Source organism: Microbacterium sp. CCNWLW41 (assembly GCF_037083505.1).
The window spans coordinates 175,886-195,657 of sequence record NZ_JBAOJP010000006.1 but is presented as its reverse complement, the minus strand read 5'-3'; the positions used below and the strand labels follow the sequence as shown (position 1 = coordinate 195,657).

At 71.6% G+C, this 19,772-nt stretch carries 15 protein-coding genes; 5 read left to right on the top strand and 10 right to left on the bottom strand.

Annotated elements, in window-relative coordinates; all coding sequences use genetic code 11:
* Nucleotides 1–27: 27 nt before the first annotated feature.
* Nucleotides 28–723 carry a tRNA (guanosine(37)-N1)-methyltransferase TrmD gene (trmD, locus tag V6R91_RS21365; protein WP_336396933.1) on the bottom strand — a complete coding sequence of 232 codons (696 nt, stop codon included), beginning with the start codon at nt 721–723 and terminating at the stop codon, nt 28–30.
* A 181-nt stretch (nt 724–904) separates the two neighbouring features.
* Between trmD and V6R91_RS21360 the strand changes: the two genes are divergently transcribed.
* Entirely contained in the window at nt 905–2,338 is a 1,434-nt protein-coding gene (locus tag V6R91_RS21360) for an MFS transporter (RefSeq protein ID WP_336396932.1), read from the top strand.
* Between the two features lie 87 nt (nt 2,339–2,425).
* On the opposite strand, the gene V6R91_RS21355 is transcribed toward V6R91_RS21360, so the two are convergent.
* The 4 genes from V6R91_RS21355 to rpsP all read right to left on the bottom strand — a co-directional run bounded on the left by V6R91_RS21355 (nt 2,426) and on the right by rpsP (nt 7,931).
* Complete coding sequence (locus V6R91_RS21355; RefSeq protein ID WP_336396931.1) at nt 2,426–6,487, bottom strand: bifunctional nitrate reductase/sulfite reductase flavoprotein subunit alpha; 4,062 nt, start codon at nt 6,485–6,487, stop codon at nt 2,426–2,428.
* A gap of 101 nt (nt 6,488–6,588) precedes the next feature.
* The gene (gene rimM, locus V6R91_RS21350; protein ID WP_336396930.1) at nt 6,589–7,215 is read right to left on the bottom strand and encodes a ribosome maturation factor RimM; all 627 of its coding nucleotides are present in this window, start codon (nt 7,213–7,215) and stop codon (nt 6,589–6,591) included.
* Nucleotides 7,216–7,264: 49 nt separating this feature from the next.
* A complete protein-coding gene (locus V6R91_RS21345) occupies nt 7,265–7,495 on the bottom strand; it encodes an RNA-binding protein (RefSeq protein WP_018171095.1) in 231 nt (76 codons plus the stop codon).
* Between the two features lie 4 nt (nt 7,496–7,499).
* The gene (rpsP, locus tag V6R91_RS21340) at nt 7,500–7,931 is read right to left on the bottom strand and encodes a 30S ribosomal protein S16 (protein WP_336396929.1); all 432 of its coding nucleotides are present in this window, start codon (nt 7,929–7,931) and stop codon (nt 7,500–7,502) included.
* A 301-nt stretch (nt 7,932–8,232) separates the two neighbouring features.
* Between rpsP and V6R91_RS21335 the strand changes: the two genes are divergently transcribed.
* On the top strand, nt 8,233–9,396 hold the full coding sequence (locus V6R91_RS21335) for a glutamate--cysteine ligase (protein WP_336396928.1): 1,164 nt from the start codon (nt 8,233–8,235) through the stop codon (nt 9,394–9,396).
* Between the two features lie 40 nt (nt 9,397–9,436).
* Here the strand turns inward: V6R91_RS21335 and ffh are convergent, their stop codons facing one another.
* Complete coding sequence (ffh, locus tag V6R91_RS21330; RefSeq protein WP_336396927.1) at nt 9,437–10,999, bottom strand: signal recognition particle protein; 1,563 nt, start codon at nt 10,997–10,999, stop codon at nt 9,437–9,439.
* Between the two features lie 70 nt (nt 11,000–11,069).
* Entirely contained in the window at nt 11,070–12,065 is a 996-nt protein-coding gene (locus V6R91_RS21325; RefSeq protein WP_336396926.1) for a TetR family transcriptional regulator, read from the bottom strand.
* Between the two features lie 93 nt (nt 12,066–12,158).
* On the opposite strand from V6R91_RS21325, the gene lipB reads away from it, so the two are divergent.
* Both lipB and lipA read left to right on the top strand, forming a co-directional pair.
* Nucleotides 12,159–12,797 carry a lipoyl(octanoyl) transferase LipB gene (gene lipB / locus V6R91_RS21320; RefSeq protein ID WP_336396925.1) on the top strand — a complete coding sequence of 213 codons (639 nt, stop codon included), beginning with the start codon at nt 12,159–12,161 and terminating at the stop codon, nt 12,795–12,797.
* Nucleotides 12,794–13,846: a lipoyl synthase gene (gene lipA / locus V6R91_RS21315; protein ID WP_442928163.1), complete on the top strand. Its 1,053-nt coding sequence runs from the start codon at nt 12,794–12,796 to the stop codon at nt 13,844–13,846. The genes lipB and lipA overlap by 4 nt, the downstream gene beginning before the upstream one ends.
* A gap of 17 nt (nt 13,847–13,863) precedes the next feature.
* On the opposite strand, the gene V6R91_RS21310 is transcribed toward lipA, so the two are convergent.
* The 3 genes from V6R91_RS21310 to smc form a co-directional block, all read right to left on the bottom strand.
* Entirely contained in the window at nt 13,864–14,364 is a 501-nt protein-coding gene (locus tag V6R91_RS21310; RefSeq protein ID WP_336396924.1) for a DUF2004 domain-containing protein, read from the bottom strand.
* 104 nt (nt 14,365–14,468) lie between these two features.
* Nucleotides 14,469–15,341, bottom strand: coding sequence for a signal recognition particle-docking protein FtsY (gene ftsY / locus V6R91_RS21305; protein WP_336396923.1), 873 nt, complete (start codon nt 15,339–15,341; stop codon nt 14,469–14,471).
* A gap of 15 nt (nt 15,342–15,356) precedes the next feature.
* The gene (gene smc / locus V6R91_RS21300; RefSeq protein WP_336396922.1) at nt 15,357–18,905 is read right to left on the bottom strand and encodes a chromosome segregation protein SMC; all 3,549 of its coding nucleotides are present in this window, start codon (nt 18,903–18,905) and stop codon (nt 15,357–15,359) included.
* A 488-nt stretch (nt 18,906–19,393) separates the two neighbouring features.
* On the opposite strand from smc, the gene V6R91_RS21295 reads away from it, so the two are divergent.
* Entirely contained in the window at nt 19,394–19,648 is a 255-nt protein-coding gene (locus V6R91_RS21295; RefSeq protein WP_336396921.1) for a hypothetical protein, read from the top strand.
* The last annotated feature ends 124 nt before the right edge of the window (nt 19,649–19,772 follow it).

Here is a 19,772-nt window from a genome sequence, read left to right as displayed (position 1 = left end):
CGGACCGGTCGCCGGGACGCGCCGCCGCTACGACGCGGCGTCGGGCTCCGGCAGCAGGTCGGGCCGGTGCGCACGCGTGCGCGCGAGGCTCTGCTCGCGCCGCCAGGCCGCGATGGCCCCGTGATTCCCGCTGAGCAGCACGGGCGGCACCTCCAGCCCGCGCCACTGCGCGGGCTTGGTGTAGCTGGGGTACTCCAGCAGTCCCAGCTCGTGCGACTCCTCGACGAGGCTCTCGGGATTGCCCACGACGCCGGGGATCAGCCGCGAGACCGCCTCGATCACGGCCATGGCGGCGACCTCCCCGCCGTTGAGGACGTAGTCGCCGAGACTCACCAGCCGCACGCGTCCGCGCTCGGCGTAGTGGTCCACGACGCGCTGGTCGATGCCCTCGTACCTCCCGCAGGCGAACACGAGGTGCTCCTCCTGGGCGAGCTCGCGCGCCATCGGCTGCGAGAACAGCTCCCCCGCCGGGGACGGCACCAGCAGCACGGCGTCGTCGGTGAGCACCGCGTCCAGCGCCTCGCCCCACGGCTCCGGCTTCATCACCATGCCGGCCCCGCCGCCGTACGGCGTGTCGTCGACCGTGCGATGACGGTCGTGCGTCCAGTCCCGCAGGTCGTGGACGTGCATCTCCAGGATGCCGCGGTCACGGGCCTTGCCGATCAGCGAGACGCCCAGCACGTCGAAGAACGTCGGGAAGATCGTGACGATGTCGACGCGCATGCCTCCGAGTCTAGGAGGCGCGCGTGTTTCGGACGTGTGTCGCGGCACCCACCGCGGGAGGCGCCGGACGGTGATCGAGAAGTGACCGGGAAGTAACCGCGCGGGCAGACGGGCCGAAACACCCCGTTCCTAGCGTGGAAGCACACTCACCCCCAGTGTCAGCTCACCTCAGGGAGGCGCCATGACAACCACCGTGACCCCGTCCACGACCCAGACCGACGCACCGCCCCGGTCCATCGCCCCGGCCGACGCGCCGGTCGCCCTCACTCATCGACCCGGACGCTGGATCGACGGCTGGAACGCCGAGAACCCGGCGTTCTGGAAGGCCGAGGGGCGTGCGATCGCACGCCGCAACCTCGGCTGGTCGATCTTCGCCGAGTTCCTGGGCTTCATCATCTGGCAGCTGTGGAGCATCGTCGTCGTGATGCTCCCGGCCGCGGGCTTCCAGCTGACCAGCTCGGAGTCGTTCTGGCTCATCTCCCTCCCGAGCCTCGTGGGCGCCACGCTCCGCTTCCCGTACACGTTCATGGTCGCGATCTTCGGCGGCCGCAACTGGACGATCGTCTCGGCCGCGCTCCTGCTCATCCCGGCCGTGCTCCTGGGCATCGTCGTGTCCAACCCCGAGACGCCGTTCGGCGTCCTCCTGCTCGTCGCCGCCCTCGGCGGCGTCGGCGGCGGCAACTTCGCCAGCTCGATGGCCAACATCACGTACTTCTTCCCGCAGAAGGAGAAGGGCTGGGCCCTCGGCCTGAACGCCGCCGGCGGCAACCTCGGCACGTCGGTCGCCCAGTTCGCCGTGCCGATCGCTGTGACCATCGGCGCCGGGGCGACGCTGAACATCTCGCTCGCCGGCTGGATGTGGATCCCGCTGATCCTGCTGGCGATGTTCGGCGCGTGGCGCTACATGGACAACCTCTCGTCCGCGAAGGCCGACTTCGCGGGGTCCGCGGCGGCCCTCCGCGAGCCGCACCTGTGGGTCATGGCGGTCCTGTACATCGGGACGTTCGGATCGTTCATCGGTTTCGCGAGCGTCTTCCCGAAGCTCATCGCCGACCAGTTCCCGGCGCTGTCGACCATCCAGGTCGGCCAGGCGGCGATCTCGCTGGCCTTCCTCGGCGCCCTCGTCGGCTCGCTGGCCCGTCCGTACGGGGGCAGGCTCGCCGACCGTTTCGGCGGCGCGCGCGTGACCGTCGGCGCCTTCGCGGTGATGGCTCTGGGCGCGCTGGCGCTCATCCTGACGATGCCGCTGCGCAACTTCGCCGTGTTCCTGGCGTGCTTCCTCGTGCTGTTCGCCGCGACCGGAATGGGCAACGGCTCGACCTACCGCATGATCCCGAGCATCTTCGCGGCGCGCTCCCTCGCGCGAGGCGACGAGCCGGGGTCGCCGGAGGCGACCAGGATGATGCGCAAGGCCGCGGCCGCCCTCGGCCTGATCTCGGCGATCGGCGCCTACGGCGGGTTCCTCGTGCCGCAGGTGCTCAACGCCTCGCAGCTGGCGACGGGCGGCTACACCGCGGCGTTCGCCGGGTTCGTCGCCGCGTACGTCGCGCTGCTGCTCGTGACGGTGCTCGTCTACGTCGTCCCCCGGGCCTCGCTGGCGAAGCAGCGCATCTGACGCGACACCACAAGATGAGCGGATGCCTCGGCCGAGGCATCCGCTCATCTTCGTGTTGCCCCCGCGCCCGTGGGGACGAGGCGGTCCTCAGTACACGTCGCGGGCGTAGCGGCCGTCGGCCGCCAGGGCGCGGACGTACTCCGTCGCCGCGTCCTCGGACAGCTTGCCGTGCTGCTGGGCGATGCCGAGGAGCGTCGCCTCGACGTCCTTGGCCATGCGCGTCGCATCGCCGCACACGTAGACGTGGGCTCCGTCCTCGAGCCAGCGCCAGAGACGCGCACCGTGCTCGACCATGCGGTCCTGGACGTAGATCTTCTGCCGCTGGTCGCGCGAGAAGGCCAGGTCCAGGCGGGTGAGGAAGCCGTCCGCGTGCATCTGCTGCAGCTCCTCGCGGTAGTAGAAGTCCGTCTGGGCGTGCTGCTCCCCGAAGAACAGCCAGTTGCGGCCGGTGTGCCCGTCGGCGCGACGGTCGTGGAGGAATCCGCGGAACGGGGCGATGCCCGTGCCCGGCCCGATCATGATCATGGGCGCATCGGATGCGGCCGGCGGACGGAAGGCGGGCGAGCGCTGCAGGTACACGGGCGCCGCCGTCGCCTCGCCGTCCGCGAGGAACGTCGAGCAGACGCCGCCCCGCGCACGGCCCGACTCGGTCTGGAACCGCACCACCGACACGGTGAGCTCGACGGTGCCCGGATCGGTCTTCGGGCTCGACGAGATCGAGTACTGGCGCGGCTGGAGCCGCTTGAGAACGCCGACCCACTCGTCGGCCGACGCGGCGACGCGGAAATCGCGGACGAGGTCCACGGCCTGCTGGCTCCACAGGAACTGTTCGAGCCGGCCCTTGTTCTCGCGCCGGAGCAGTGCGTTCAGCGCGCTGTCGCCGCTGCGCTCGGCGATGAAGCGGACGAGGTCGAGCGGCGTCCTGGTGATGTCCAGCCGCGTCCGCAGCGCGTCGGCGAACGTGCGCTCCTCGCCGTCGAGCTCGACGATCGTGTTCGGGGCGATCCCGGTGGCCTGGAGCCACTCCGTCACCACACCCGGCGCGTTGGCGCAGACGACGCCGAGCGAGTCGCCCGCCTCGTACGTCGCGCCGGACTCCGACAGGTCGAAGCCGATCCGCCGCACCTCCTTCTGCGACCCGGGCCGGCTGAGGAGCTCATTGCGCACCAGGGGCGCGTGCACCGGGTTGGCGCGGGTGAACAGGCGCTTCATGGGGACCGGAGGTGCGACGACGGATGCCGCAGCCACCGTCCCCTCCCCCGCCAGCGTCTCGAGGATCTGCGCCAGCCACGCCTCGCGCGGCTCGTCGGCATCGGGCTCGACGTCGACGCGCTCGAGCAGGGCCGTCGCCCCCAGCTCGCCGAGCCGCGCGTCCAGACGCCGGCCGTGACCGCAGAAGTCGTCGTAGCTGGAGTCGCCGAGCGCCAGCACGGCGTAGCGGAGGTCCGAGAGCTCCGGCGCGCCGTCGGCGTTCAGGTCGTGCCACAGTGCCGCGCCGTTGTCGGGCGGGCCGCCGTCGCCGAACGTGGACGTGACGACGAGCAGTCGGCGCACGGCGGTGAGATCGGTCGCGCGCAGCTCCGCCATGCTCCGCGACCGCGCCGGGATGCCGCGCGCCCCGAGGGCGGCGGTCGCGGCCGTGGCGAACTCCTCGGCGTTCCCGGTCTGCGAGCCCCACAGCACGACGACCTCATCGGCATCGCCGGACTGCGGCGTCGCGCCGCCGACGGAGGCGCGCGAGAACGCGCCGGCGAGCACGCCGTCGAACCAGGCGCGCGCGAGCGCCCCCAGCGGCGCCTCGGCCGGCAGCACCGGCACCTCACCGGGCGCGAGCGCCACCGACCGCACCGTCGACAGGAAGCCCGCCAGATAGGCGCCCTCGGTGTCGCTCAGCGGGGGTGGCGCGAGGGGCACGCCCGCCTGGGCCAGCGCCTCGTCGGCGGAGGCCGTCGACGGCTCGGCGGCGCCGGCACCGGGCCCGACGCGGCGCAGCGACACAGCGGCGACCTTGAGCTCGGGCTGCGCCGACATCGGGTCCACCGCGTCGTTGGTCACGGCGTTCACGGTGACGTACTCGCCATGCTCGTCGTTCCAGTGGAACGGGGCGAACAGACTGCCGGGCTGGACGCGATCGGTGAGCACCGCCGGCACGACGAACCGGCCGCGGCGCGATGCGACCTCGACCTGGTCGCCGTCCGAGATGCCGTGACGCTCGGCGTCGAACGGGTGCACCTCGACGAACGGTCCAGGGTGCAGCTTGGCGAGCTTGGCCACCCGGCCCGTCTTGGTCAGGGTGTGCCAGTGATGCGGCAGGCGTCCGGTGTTGAGCACCCACGGGTAGTCGTCGTCGGGCAGCTCCGCCGGATCGAGGTGCGGACGGGCGAGGAACTGCGCGCGCCGCGACGGCGTCGCGAAGGCCAGCCGCGGCACCGTGCCGTCGTCCTCGACGTGGAGGGACTGGCTGACGCCGTCGTTCACATACCGGATCGGATGACGCGTCGCGGGGTCGCCGGGCGGGGCGGGCCACTGCACCGGCGTCTCGCGGAGGCGCTCGTAGGTGACCCCGCGCAGGTCCCAGCCGGTCTGCGGGTTCCAGAACCGGCGGATCTCGTCGAAGACCTCGGCGCTGGAGGCGAAGTCGAAGCCGTCGAATCCCATCGCCTGCGCGATGCGGCAGATCAGCAGCCAGTCCGGCTGCGCGTCGCCCGGAGCGGGCACGACGTCCCGCACCAGGGTGAGGGTGCGGTCGCTGTTGACCGTGACGCCGTCCGCCTCCACCCAGAGGGTCGCGGGGAGCAGGATGTCGGCGTATGCCGTGGTGGCCGTCTCGGTGTAGACGTCCTGCGCGATGACGAGCTCCGCGCTCTCGAGCGCCTCGATCACGGTCCTGCGGTTGGCGACGGAAGCGACCGGGTTGCTGCAGACGATCCACAGCGCCTTGATCTCGCCCTCGGCGGCGCGACGGAACATGTCGATGGTCCCGGAGCCCGATTCCGCGCGGATCGCCCCCGGCTCCAGGCCCCACACATCCTCGACGAACGCGCGGTCCGTCGCGCTGAACACCGCGCGCTGGCCGGGCAGGCCGGGCCCCATGTACCCCATCTCCCTGCCGCCCATCGCGTTGGGCTGACCGGTGAGCGAGAACGGGCCGCTGCCCGGGCGGCAGATCGCCCCGGTCGCCAGGTGCAGGTTGCAGATGGCGTTGGTCGACCAGGTGCCGTGCGTGGACTGGTTGAGTCCCATGGTCCACAGGGTCATCCACTCGCCGGCCTCGGCGATCCAGCGCGCGGCGGTGCGGATGTCCTCCTCGGCGAGGCCGGTGATGTCGGCGACGCGATCGGGCGGGTAGTCGGCCAGGAGCGCGGCCATGTGCTCCCAGCCCTCGGTGTGCGCCTCGATGAACTCCTCGTCGATGTCGCCGGCGGCCACGAGCAGATGCAGCAGCCCGTTCAGGAGCGCGAGATCCGTCCCCGAGCGGATCTGCAGGAAGAGGTCGGCCCGGTCCGCCGTCGCCGTCCGGCGCGGGTCGACCACGATGAGCCGCGCGCCCTGCTTCAGCCGATCCGCCATCCGCAGGAAGAGGATCGGATGGCAGTCCGCGGTGTTGGACCCGATGACGAAGAAGAGGTCCGCCCTCTCGAAGTCCTCGTACGACCCGGGCGGGCCGTCGGCGCCGAGCGACTGCTTGTAGCCGGTGCCGGCCGATGCCATGCACAGTCGTGAGTTCGACTCGATGTGGATGCCGCGCAGGTACCCCTTCACGAGCTTGTTGGAGAGGTACTGCGCCTCCATGCTCATCTGGCCCGAGACGTACAGCCCGATGGCATCGGGGCCGTGCTCGTCGAGGATGGCCCGCAGGCGGGCGGCGGCATCCGTGACCGCATCGGTCAGCAGGACGGGCTCGGCGGGCTCGCCCCGGGCCGGTCGGATATGCGCCGACGTCATGCGGCCGGGGGCCTGCATGAGCTCGGCGTGCGTGGCTCCCTTGGTGCAGAGGCGTCCGGCGTTCGTCGGATGCTCGCGGTCGCCCACGACTTTCGCGATGGTGAGCGGATGCCCCGCTCCGCCGTCCGCGGTGGTCACCGAGATGCCGCAGCCGACGCCGCAGTAGGAGCACACGGTGCGCACCGGGGAGCGGACTTCGGCCATGTGACCATGGTCGGGCAGAGAGGTTCCGGGACCTTTCCCGCCGTGTTTCCCGCAGATCACATCTGCCGCACGCCCGCCGGGAGAGCGGCGTGAGGGCGGCGTCAGCCGGCGGTGCCGTCCTCCGCGTCCTCGGCGTCGTCGTCGTCCGACCGCGACGGCCTCTCATCGCCCTCGTCGTCGGGGAGCTCCTCGAAGAGGCCGTCCGGCGGCGTGACGATCACGCGGCCGCCGGCGACATCGACCTCGGGGACGATCGCCTTGACGAACGGCACGAGCACCTCGTCCTCGCGGACCTTCACGATGAGGAGGTCCTGCGCCGGGAGGTGGTCCACACGCACGACACGGCCGACGGTCTCGCCGTCGCGCACCACGTCGAGGCCGACGAGCTGGTGGTCGAACCACGCGTCGTCCTCGGCGGGCGAGGACTGGGAGTCCTCGTCGACCCACAGGATCGCGCGGATGAGCTCCTCTGCGGCGGACCGGTCGTCGACGCCCTCGAAGAACGCGACGGGGTGGCTGTTCATCCACCGGAACTCGCGCACCGTCAGCGGCTTGCCGTGCCACGGCGACGACTCCGGCACCTGGAGCGTGAACGTCGCGCCCGGGACGAAGCGTCCGTCGGGATCGTCGGTGTACAGCTCGATCTTGATGGCGCCCTTGAGGCCGTGGGCCTTCACCAGGCGTCCGACCCGGAGCTGCGTCCTGCCGGTGGGGGGAACCGCGTTCACGGGGCGGCGGGCCTCAGGACCCGCTCCCGTGGTGTCTTCGCCTGCCACCTCAGTCGTCCGCCACGTCGACGCGCACGCGGCGTCCGTCGGCGAGGGCGGTGATGAGGGTGCGCAGGGCCTTGGCCGTGCGGCCGCCGCGCCCGATCACGCGACCCCGGTCATCGGGGTGGACGTGCACCTCGAGCACGTCGCCGCGAGGCGACGTGGACGAGTCGATGCGGACGTCGTCCGGGTGATCGACGATCCCCTTGACGACGTGTTCGAGCGCGGCGGCGAGCAACGGATTACTCGGCGGAGTCGGCGGCCTCGTCGGCCGCGTCGGTCGCCTCGGCGGCGGGAGCCTCGGCGGGCTCCTCGGCCTTCTTCTCGGCCTTGGGCTTGACGACCGACTTCTTGGAGGAGTCGACCTCGAACGCGGCCTTCTCGTCGCGCGTCTTCACGGTCGAGACGGCGTCCTTGTCGCCCTTGAAACGACCCCAGTCGCCGGTCAGCTTGAGGATGGCGAGCACCTGCTCGGTCGGCTGCGCGCCGACCGACAGCCAGTACTGCGCGCGGTCGGAGTCGACCTCGATGAACGAGGGCTCCTCGGTGGGGTGGTACTTGCCGATCTCCTCGATGACACGACCATCGCGCTTGGTGCGCGAGTCGGCCACGACGATGCGGTAGTACGGCGCACGGATCTTGCCGAGACGCTTGAGACGGATCTTGACAGCCACGATTCTCCTGAATGTGTGGAAAGTGATCGAACCGATCGCCTGGAGCGTGGGGTGCACACCCGGCGGAAGCTCTGAAGGGAGGATCTCCGCGCTGGATAGAGGGTCGAGCGGGTGATCCAGCCCTCTATTCTGCCAGACGGCAGGAGCCCCCGCGAACACCCCGCCCACCAGACCGCAGGAGCCCCCGCGAACACCCCGCCCACCAGACCGCAGGAGCCCCCCGCGAACATCCCGCCCATCACGTGACGCACCGTGCCGTCAAGCGGACGGGACCGGCGGAACACCGTGCCAGACTGTGCGCATGACGGTGCCCTTCGCGACATCAGCCCGTTCCTCGGTGGGCCTCGAATGGGAGCTGATGCTCGCCGACACCGCGACCGGAGACCTCATCCCCCGCGCTCCGGACGTGCTCGACGCGCTCGAAGACGACTCCGCGCTGGAGCGCTACACCGTCACCGGCGAGCTGCTCACGAACACCATCGAGCTCACCAGCGGCATCGGCGACACGGTCGCGGCCGCCGTCGACGACATCGGCGACGCGATCGCGGCGGTGCGCACGTTCACCGATCCGCACGGCATCGACCTGCTGTGCGCCGGCAGTCATCCGTTCGCGCAGTGGTACCACCAGGCGGTCACCGACAAGACGCGGTACCACAAGCTCATCGAGCGCACCCAGTGGTGGGGACGCAACATGATGATCTGGGGCATCCACATCCATGTCGGCGTCGAGGACGTCAACAAGGTGTTCCCCATCATCAACGCGCTGGCCGTGTACCTGCCGCACCTGCAGGCGCTCTCGGCCTCGAGCCCGTACTGGGCGGGCGAGCGCACGGGCTACGCCTCGAACCGGGCGCTGGTCTTCCAGCAGCTGCCGACCGCGGGGCTCCCGTGGCCCCTGCAGGACTGGCGTGAGTTCGAGGGTTACCTCGACGACATGGTGGGCACGGGCGTGATGGAGGACGCCACCGAGGTGCGCTGGGACATCCGCCCGGCGCCGCGCTGGGGAACGATCGAGGTGCGCGCGTGCGACGGGATGTCGACGCTGCCCGAGCTCGCGGCGGTCGCCGCCCTCGTGCAGGTGCTCGTCGAGCATCTCTCCCGCCGGCTGGACGAGGGGCTCGAACTCGAGACCATCCAGCCCTGGTTCGTCCGCGAGAACAAGTGGCGCGCCGCCCGCTACGGCCTGGACGCACGGGTGATCGTCGATCGCGCGGGCACGCAGCGCCCGGTCGTCGACCACCTGCGCGAGACCCTCGAGCAGGTCCGCGACATCGCGGTCGATCTGAAGTGCGCGCGCGAGCTCGCGGGCATCGACACGATCCTCACGCAGGGCGCGAGCTACGCGCGGCAGCTCGCGGTCGCCGATGCCGCGGACGGCGATCTGCGCGAGGTCGTGCGCCACCTCGTCGGCGAGTTCCGCTCCGGCCCGACGCTGCGCGAGCATCTGGCCACGCTCGGCCACTGACACGGCCGATGCGCGCCGACCGCGCCTGATCCCGCCGTCGTCAGCCGCGTCCGAGCATCTTCTGGAGCTCGGCCAGCTCGGCCTCGCTCGGCACGCCCTTGGCGCCCGCGCCCAGGCCGAAGCCCGACCCCGTCGGCGCCTCGGAGGCCTGTGCGGCGATGCCCGCGTTCTCGGCGGCGCGCTTGGCCGGGTTGCCCGACCGCGAGCCCTTCGCCTTCTGCTGCTTGCCGCGCTTGGACGAGGCGCCGGGACGACCCGCCCCCGGAACCGGGCCCATGCCCGGGATGTTGGGCACGCCGCCGCGCGCGACCGTCTTCATCATCTTGGCCGCCTGCTCGAAGCGCTGCACGAGCTGATTGACGTCGGTGACCGTCATGCCCGAGCCCCGCGCGATGCGCAGGCGGCGGGAGCCGTTGAGGAGCTTGGTGTTGCGCCGCTCGGCCGGCGTCATCGAGCGGATGATCGCCTCGGTGCGGTCGATCTCGCGCTCGTCGAAGTCCTCGAGCTGCTGCTTCATCGAGCCCATGCCCGGGAGCATCCCGAGCATCTTCTTCATCGAGCCCATCTTGCGCATCTGCTGCATCTGCTCGAGGAAGTCCTCGAGCGTGAACTGCTCGGTCGCAAGCTTCTCGGCGACCTTGAGCGCCTCCTCCTCGTCGAACGCCTGCTGGGCCTGCTCGATGAGGGTGAGGATGTCGCCGAGGTCGAGGATGCGCGACGCCATGCGGTCGGGGTGGAAGGCCTCGAGGTCCTCGAGGCCCTCGCCGGTGGACGCGAAGATGATCGGGCGGCCGGTGACGGAGGCCACCGACAACGCAGCGCCACCGCGCGCGTCGCCGTCGAGCTTGGACAGGACGACGCCGGTGAAGTCGACGCCCTCCTGGAAGGCCTTGGCCGTGTTGACGGCGTCCTGACCGATCATCGCGTCGATGACGAACAGCACCTCGTCGGGATCGGTGGCCTTGCGGATGTCGGCGGCCTGCTTCATGAGCTCGGCGTCGACGCCGAGGCGACCGGCGGTGTCGATGATGACGACGTCGTGCTGCTGACGGCGCGCGACCTCCACGCCGTCGCGCGCGACCTTCACCGGGTCGCCGACGCCGTTGCCGGGCTCCGGTGCGTAGATGGCGGCGCCGGCACGCTCCGCGACGACCTGCAGCTGGTTGACGGCGTTCGGGCGCTGGAGGTCGGCGGCGATGACGAGCGGGGTGTGCCCGTCCTTCTCGAGCTGACGCGCGAGCTTGCCGGCGAACGTCGTCTTGCCGGAGCCCTGGAGGCCGGCGAGCATGATCACCGTCGGCGGGTTCTTGGCGAACTGCAGCCGCCGCTGCTCGCCGCCGAGGATGGCGACGAGCTCCTCGTTGACGATCTGCACGACCTGCTGCGCCGGGTTGAGCGCCCGGTTGACCTCGTCGCCGAGGGCGCGCTCGCGCACCTTGGCGGTGAAGTCCTTGACGACGGGAAGCGCCACGTCGGCGTCGAGGAGCGCGCGACGGATCTCGCGGACCGTGCCGTCGACGTCCGCGGGCGTGAGCTTGCCCTTGGTGCGGAGGTTGCGGAAGGTCTCGGTGAGCCGGTCGGAGAGAGTGCCGAAAGTCGCCATGATCCCCCGATTCTAACGGCGACGGATGCCATCGCCTCGCGCTCGCCCCCTGCCGGGCCCGGGCGGCGACTCAGCTCTCGGGCCCGAGCTCCTGGAAGAGGGTGAGCTGCAGTCCCGCCGGCCCGCGCAGGCGCGCGTTGCGGGATCGCCACGGCGTGACGCGGGCGGATGCCTCGATCACGGCGCCGCCCTCGTCGAGCCGGGCGACGGCGGCGTCAGTGTCGGCGACCTCCAGGGCCAGACGGATGCGGTCGCTCGGGGCGTCGCCGTCGGTCTCGACGCGGTCGATGAACTCGACCTGCGCAGGATTGGCGATCTCGAGAGTGGCGCGCCCCGCCGCGAGGATCGCCACGCGCGCACCTCCGTCGGCCTCGTACGCCTCGGCCTGCGGCATCCCCACGACGTCGCGATAGAACGCGAGGGTCTGCTCGAAGGCGGCGGCCTGCACCACCACCCGCAGCTGCGCGACCTCGCCCACCGGATCCGTCCACGAGGTCGACCCTGCCGCGTCGCTCGCCCGGGCGAGGAACCGCGCCAGCGACGTGCGGCCGGCGCCGTCGTGCGCCCAGGCCTCGATCGCGGCGATCACCGCGCCGCCCCATGCCGCGCCCGCGACCTCGGCACGCACCCGATCGGCGCCGCCGTGGGCGAGGCGGGCCGACACCGCGCGTGCGACGCGGGCTCGTCGGAGCGCGGCGTCGCGCTCGTACTCGACCTCGAGATCCATCGCCGCGGCGTTGACGATGCCGAGCGCCAGGCTGTCGGGCGCGAAGCCGTCGGCGATGGCGAGCGTCGCTGCGCGCACGGCGGCCGCGGCATCCGTGCTCCCATCCGTCGCGATGCGCCGCTCGAACTCCGCGAGCCTCTCGTCCAGGCCTGCCCACAGCACGTCGGACTTCGAGGAGAAGTAGTTGAAGAAGCTGGAGCGGCTGACGCCCGCCCGCCGGGAGATGTCGACGATCGAGGTCTGCTCGTACCCCTGCTCGAGGAACAGTTCGCAGGCCGCCTCGGCGATCGTCTCGCGCGACGACGCCTTCGGCCGGCCCGCCCGGTGCTCGCTGGACATGAAGCCACCCTACGGCGGGCTCCATCCCGCGCGCCGCGATGTATTGTTGGACGCGATCCATGAATGGCTGCAGACTCAGCGCGAAGGAGCACGATGCTCGACATCAGGACGGTCGGCCTCTCCCCCGACTACGTGCCGTACCTGGAGGGCTGGGCACTGCAGCGCAGCGTCCACGCCGACGTCGTGGCGCAGGTGCGTCCCGACACGCTGCTGCTCCTCGAGCACGAGCCGGTGTACACCGCCGGTGCCCGCACCGCACGCCATGAGCGCCCGGCCGACGGCACGCCGGTCGTCGACGTCGACCGCGGCGGCAAGATCACCTGGCACGGGCCCGGCCAGCTCGTCGGCTACCCGATCGTCCGGCTCGCCGAGCCGGTCGACGTGGTCGCGCATGTGCGGCGCCTCGAGCAGCTGCTGATCGACGTGCTCCGCGAGTTCGACGTCGAGGGCTACCGGGTCGAGGGGCGCAGCGGCGTGTGGGTGCGCCGCCCGCTCGGCGAGGACAAGGTCGCGGCCATCGGCGTCCGCGTGCAGCGCGGCGTGACGATGCACGGCTTCGCGCTCAACTGCGACAACACGCTGGCGGGCTTCCGCGGGATCATCCCGTGCGGGATCACGGATGCCGGGGTCACGACCCTCAGCGAGATCGCCGGCGCCGACATCGGCCCGGCCGACGTCATCGACACGGTGAGCCGCGTGTTCGCCGCGGACTTCGCGCGGGTGCCGGCATGAGCGCGTGCGGCGGCTCCGCCGGGGCGACCGCGGCCGTCCCGGGTGCGGCATCCGCGCCGTCCGCCCCCGAGGGGCGCAAGCTGCTGCGCCTCGAGGTCCGCAATGCGCAGACGCCGATCGAGCGCAAGCCGGAGTGGATCAAGACCCGCGCGAAGATGGGCCCCGAGTACCAGGCGCTGCACTCCCTCGTGAAGACCGAGGAGCTGCACACCGTGTGCCAGGAGGCCGGCTGCCCCAACATCTACGAGTGCTGGGAGGACCGCGAGGCGACGTTCCTCATCGGCGGCTCGCAGTGCACGCGCCGGTGCGACTTCTGCCAGATCGACACCGGCAAGCCCGCCGACTACGACACCGACGAGCCGCGCCGCGTCGCCGAGAGCGTCGTGCGCATGAACCTGCGGTACGCCACCGTCACCGGCGTCGCGCGCGACGACCTGCCCGACGGCGGCGCGTGGCTCCACGCCGAGACCGTCCGGCAGATCCACGAGATGAACCCGAACACGGGTGTCGAGATCCTCGCGACGGACTTCAACGGCGATCCCGCGCTGCTCGCCGAGGTGTTCGACAGTCGCCCAGAGGTCTTCGCGCACAACGTCGAGACGGTCCCGCGCATCTTCAAGCGCATCCGCCCTGCGTTCCGGTACGAGCGCTCGCTCGACGTGCTGACGCGGGCGCGGGATGCGGGGCTCATCACCAAGTCCAACCTGATCCTCGGGATGGGCGAGGAGCCCGACGAGGTGGTTCAGGCCCTCGAGGACCTGCACGCCGCGGGCACCGACATCATCACGATCACGCAGTACCTCAGGCCGTCGCCCCGGCACCTGCCGGTCGCCCGATGGGTGAAGCCCCAGGAGTTCGTGGAGTTCAAGGAGCAGGCCGAGCGCATCGGCTTCCTCGGGGTGCTCGCCGGCCCCCTCGTGCGCTCCTCGTACCGGGCGGGGCGGCTGTGGGCGCAGTCGATGCTGTCGAAGGGCCGCGCGATCCCCGCGCACCTCGCGCACATCGCCGAGGACGTCCACGTCGAGCGGGGATTCGCCCAGGCGGTGTGACCCGCCTCTGGGCGGGGTCAGTCGGCGCTCGTCACCGACAGCACCGCGCCGTCGGAGCCGAGGTTGACCAGCAGCACGTCGTCGGTGGCATCCGGGTCCAGCGCGTACTCGAGGACGGCGAACGGGTCGGCTCCGCCGTGCTCGTCCGCGAGGATCGTCATGCTCATCAGCTGCAGCGAGCGGATGACGTCGATGTGGACATCGCCGGAGATGTCGACGAGGGTGTCCTCCAGCGACTCCCCCAGCGTCTCCTGCTGCTGCAGGATGTACTCGGTCACCTCGCTGGTGCGATCGCTGAGCTCGTTGACCATCGCGTTGCGGGCGCTGCGGTCGATGTCCTCGAGCGCGGAGATCAGCGCCGCCGCGACGTCGAGGGCCGCCTCGGAGACGTCGTCCTGATCGGGCGCGGTCAGATCGACGGTCACGGACTGGTCGCCGAGCTCGACGTTCTCGGACCAGAAGATCGATCCGTCCGGCCCGGATTCGAGGAGTCCGAAATAGTCGTGCTCGATCGCCATGTCCCCATGAAACCGCAACCCGCGCCCAGGCGATACCCCGAACCCGGCATGGCGCGGAATCGGCCGCCGCACCCGCGTCGCGCGGCCGGGCTCAGAGCCCCGGATCAGTCCACGAGCGAGGCCGCGAACACGTGCGGCGTGAAGCCGGTGAGGTCGCCGATGCCCTCGCCCTGGCCGAGGAGCTTGACCGGGATCCCGGTGCGCTCCTGGACGGCGAGGACGAATCCGCCCTTCGCGGAGCCGTCGAGCTTCGTGATCACCAGCCCGGTCACGCCGGCGTGCTCGAGGAACGCCTGCGCCTGCATGACGCCGTTCTGGCCGGTGGTCGCATCGAGCACGAGCAGGACCTCGCTGATCGGCGCCTGCTTCTCGACGACGCGGCGGATCTTGCCGAGCTCGTCCATCAGCCCGCCCTTGGTGTGAAGCCGACCCGCGGTGTCGACCAGCACGATCTCGGTGCCGGTCTGCTTCGCGTACGCGATGGTCTGGAAGGCGACGGATGCCGGATCCTGACCCTCCTGCTGCGGCCGGACGATCGCCGCCCCGCCGCGCTCGGCCCACGTCGCGAGCTGGTCGACGGCGGCAGCGCGGAAGGTGTCGGCGGCGCCGACGACCACCGAGCGGCCGTAGCGCTGCAGGAACTTCGCGAACTTGCCGATCGTCGTCGTCTTGCCCACGCCGTTGACCCCGACCACGAGCACGACGGCCGGGCGCTCCGTGAGCCGGAGCGTCGTGTCGAACTTCGCGAAGTGCTCCTCGAGCGTCTCCTTCAGCATCCGCTGCAGGTCCCGCGGGTCGGTCGTGCGATAGCGCTCGACCTTCTCGCGCAGCTCGTCCACGATCCGCTCGGTGATGTCGGGGCCGAAGTCCGCGGTCAGCAGCGCCGTCTCGAGGTCTTCCCACGTGCTGTCGTCGATGGTGGGCTTGACGAACATGCCGCGCAGCGCGCGACCGAGCGACCAGGAGCTCTCTGCCATACCCCCAGCCTAGGGTCAGGACGCGACGCGCTCGGCGATGCGCTGCCCCACCACGGCGGACACGCCGTCCTGCCGCATCGACACCCCGTAGAGGGCGTCGGCGATCTCCATCGTGCGCTTCTGATGCGTGATCACGATGAGCTGGCTGGACTCCCGCAGCTGCTCGAAGACGCCCAGGAGGCGACCCAGATTCGCGTCGTCGAGCGCCGCCTCAACCTCGTCGAGGATGTAGAACGGACTCGGGCGCGCCTTGAAGATCGCCGTCAGCAGCGCGACGGCGGCGAGCGACCTCTCGCCGCCTGACAGCAGCGAGAGGCGTTCGATCTTCTTGCCCACTGGCCTCACCGCGACCTCGATGCCGGTGGTGAGGGGCGAGTCGGGGTCGGTGAGGCTGATCGATCCCGTGCCACCGGGGAACAGGATGGGGAACACCTCGCCGAACGCGGTCTTCGTGTCTTCGAACGCGGCGAGGAAGATGGTCTGCATCCGCTCGTCGAGCTCCTCGATGATCGTCAGCAGGTCCTTGCGCGTCTGCGTCAGGTCGGCCAACTGCTCGGTCATGAACTTGTGGCGCTGCTCGAGCGCCTCGAACTCCTCCAGCGCCAGCGGGTTCACCCGGCCCAGCTGGCTGAGCTTCCGCTCCGCGTCCTGCAGGCGTCGTCGCTGCTGCGCACGGTCGAACGGGCTGGATGCCGCACCGTCGTCGTCGCGCAGCGTCTCGGTCGCATCCGCCACGGGATCCAGCGGAACCGGCTGATCCGGACCATATTCCGAAATCAGAATGTCTTCGTCGAGGCCAAGCTCGGACTGCACCCGCTCGAGGATGCCGGTGACGTGCAGCCGCTTCTCGTGGATCTGCAGCTCCAGGCTGTGCACGCTCTCGGTGAGCCCCGCGAGGCGCTCGCGCACCGACGCCTCCTGGCCGCGCAGCGTCGCGAGCTCCGTCGTGACGGCGGTGCGTTCGGCTTCGGCCGCGGAGAGCTCCGCGCGCGCCTGCGCGAGCGACCGGTCGACCGAGTCGATGACGGCCGGAAGCTGCCCCGCCACGCCTGCGGCGATCTCGCGCTGCGCGCGGCGGACGACCGCGCGGCGTGCGGCCTCGGCCGCCGCCTCGCGCTCCCGCTCGCGCTGACGCTCGAGCGCGATCACGCGCGCCTCGCCGGCCCGGATGCGCTCCCGCAGCGTCTCGACGTCGAGCCGCGCGCGCATCTCGCCGTCCCGCGCCTCTTCGAGCGCCGCGAGCATGCCCTCGCGCGCCGAGGCGTCGAGGATCGGGCGCGGGGCCTCCAGTGCCGCGGTCAGCTGCTCCTCCGCCGAGCGCGCGGCGCCCTCGGCCTCGTCTACGGCTGCTGCAGCCTGCGCGAGTCCGGCGGCCAGGCGCTCGCATTCGGCGACGGCGGCTTCATGACGCACCGTGGCCCGGTTGACCTGCTCGGCGTGGGCGGCGAGGGCCGCGTCGTGCTCGCGCAGTGTCGCCAGCGCCGTCTTGGTGCGCTGCCGCGCCGACTCCAGCTCGCGCGTCGCGTCCGCCAGCGCCTCCCGCAGCGAGTCGGCGACGACGGCGATCTCGTCGCGGCGGTCGGCTGCGGCATCCCGCTCGGCAGCAAGCTCCAGGCGCGAACGCGACGCGCCCGCGCCCGCGCGCAGCGAGTGCTCGGTGTACACCTCGCCACGACGGGTGACGAGCGTGATCGGCCCGCCGAGCTCTGCGGCGGCCAGCGCCGGACCGGCCGCACGCGCGGTCGGAAGGTCGTCGGCGACCACGACGTACGCGAGCAGCCCGAGCACGCCGTCGGGCGCCGTGACCACCTCGCGCGCCGGCACCACGCCGTCCTGCGGCGGGAACGCCGGACGCGTCGTCCCGGCCGAGGCGATCACGATGTCGACCATCCCGGCCTCGGAGTCGCGCGCGTCGTCCGCGACGGCGAACGCGCTGTCGCGGTCGTCGACGAGCACGCCCTCCGCGACGGGACCCAAGACGGCCGCGATGGCCGCCTCGAACCCCGGCTTGACCTGCACCGCGTCTCCGACGAGCCCACGGACGCCTTCGCGCCCCTGGGCGATCAGCGCGGACGCGCCGTTCTTGACGTCGAGGGCGCGGCTGAGCGCCATGGTCTGAGCCGTCAGGGCGTCTCGCTCGCGTTCGGCGGCGTGCAGACGGTCGCGGAGGGCCGCGACCGCCGCCTCCGCGTCGGCCGCCTCCCGCTGCGCGCGCTCGTAGGCGGCGGCCTGGTCGGCGGACGAGGATTCCGGCACGAGATCGGGGTCGACGCCGTCGAGGATCTCCTCGGCCTCCGCGCGGCGTGTCAGTGCCGCATCCAGCGCCCGCTGCTGACGCTCGACGGCGCCGCGGACGGCCGCGAGAGCGGATGCCGCGGCCTCGGCGGTGCCGCGGAGCGCCGTGATGCGCATGTCGTGCTCCGACACGAGGGCGCTCTGCTCCGCGATGTCGACGTCGAGCGCGTCCAGCTCGGCGCGGGCGCGCACGACCTCGCGTGCCGCCTCGGCGGCGGCATCCTGGGCCGCTCCCAGCCCGTCGGACACGTCGTCGATCTCGGCGCGCGCCTCGTCGATCATCGCCTGCGACACGGTCGTCAGCTCGATGCGCTCCTCGTCCTCGGCGTCACCCAGCAGGGCGAGCCGCTGGCCGGCCAGGGCGTACAGGCTCCGCAGCCGCTCCTGGACGCGCTCGAGGCCGTGCGCGACGTGGCGGGCGCGGTCGACGCTCTCCGAGCGCTGATCGTTCTCGAGCTGCTCGATGCGCACCCGGGCGTTGTCGAGGCGCTCCTGCAGCACCATGCGCTCCCCATGACGCTCCTGCTCGCTCCGGGCGTGCGAGGCCAGCTCGCCCCGCAGGCCCGCGATCTCGTCTGCGAACAGCCGCGCCTTGGCGTCCCGCACCACCGCAGCGATCGTCGCGGCCTCGCGGGCGATCTCCGCCTGGCGGCCCAGCGGCTTGAGCTGGCGCCGCAGCTCACCGGCCAGGTCGCTCAGTCTCGTGAGGTTGGCCTCCATCGCGTCGAGCTTGCGCAGGGTCTTCTCCTTGCGCCGGCGGTGCTTGAGGATGCCCGCCGCCTCCTCGATGAATCCGCGGCGGTCCTCGGGCGTGGCCTGCAGGACGCTGTCGAGCCGGCCCTGGCCGACGATCACGTGCATCTCGCGGCCGAGCCCGGAGTCGCTCAGCAGCTCCTGGACGTCCAGGAGCCGGCAGGACTCGCCGTTGATCGCGTACTCGCTCGTGCCGTTGCGGAACAGCGTGCGGCTGATCGTCACCTCGGAGTAGTCGATCGGCAGCGCCCCGTCGCTGTTGTCGATCGTGAGCTGCACCTCGGCGCGGCCCAGCGGCCCACGGGTCGCGGTGCCGGCGAAGATGACGTCCTCCATCTTGCCGCCGCGGAGGGTCTTCGCCCCCTGCTCACCCATGACCCAGGCGAGGGCGTCGACGACGTTCGACTTGCCGGATCCGTTCGGTCCCACGATGCAGGTGACGCCCGGCTCGAGGGCGAAGGTCGTCGGCTGGGCGAACGACTTGAACCCTTTGAGCGTCACGCTCTTCAGGTGCATGGATCGCCCTCCACCCCGCCTCGATTACCCGCCTACGCTACCCGAGCCGGCCGCGTGAGCCCGGCAGGCGAGCGGAGCGCCGGGCGGATGCCGCGACACGCCATGGGATCACCGAATCTGCGAAAACGCTTGACGCGGGTCTCCCGCACCCTGTAACGTCACTCACCGCGTCTGAAGTCGAGAAAGGAGGTCACCGATGATGCACATGAACACCACAGGAATCACCGCCGGATTCGGCGGTGCGATTCGTCTGCGCGCGTCGGGGACCCTCTCCTTCGGCGCGGTGCTGAGCGGCCGCTTCCCCGCCGCCATCTGATCCCCGCAGGGGACGAGTCTGCCCGCTTCCGGGCGACACCCGTCTGCTGCGCCGCATCCGCAACGCGGTGCTGAGCGCGCTCCCCCTGCATCGTCCCGTCGTGCTGCGGCACGGCATCTCCGCCTCCGGCGCCCGCCGGAGGCATCCCTTCCAGATCGGAAAGAGAACCATCATGAACACCCTTCTCGCGCCGCAGCGCCCCTCGGGCCGGCCCGATACGCTGCGGCTCCCGAGCCGCGACACCCGCATCTCGCTCCTGGACCGTCTCGCCCTGCACGCGGGCTTGCGTCTCCTGCTGTGGAGCACCCGCACACCGCGGCTCACCGACGATCGCCGCCGACACGCCGAGGCGTACCGGCGGCAGGAGGACGCGGCGCTCCGAGAGCGCCTCTACTTCCGCGAGGCCTCCCTCGCGCCACGGCCGTGACGGCCACCGGGTCCGCCCCCCCCCCCCCGGGGGCGGGCCCCCCCCCCCCCCCCCCCCCCCCCCCCTCCCCCCCCCCCCCCCCCCACGCCCCCCCCCCCCCGGGGGCGGACCCCGCGCGGCGCGG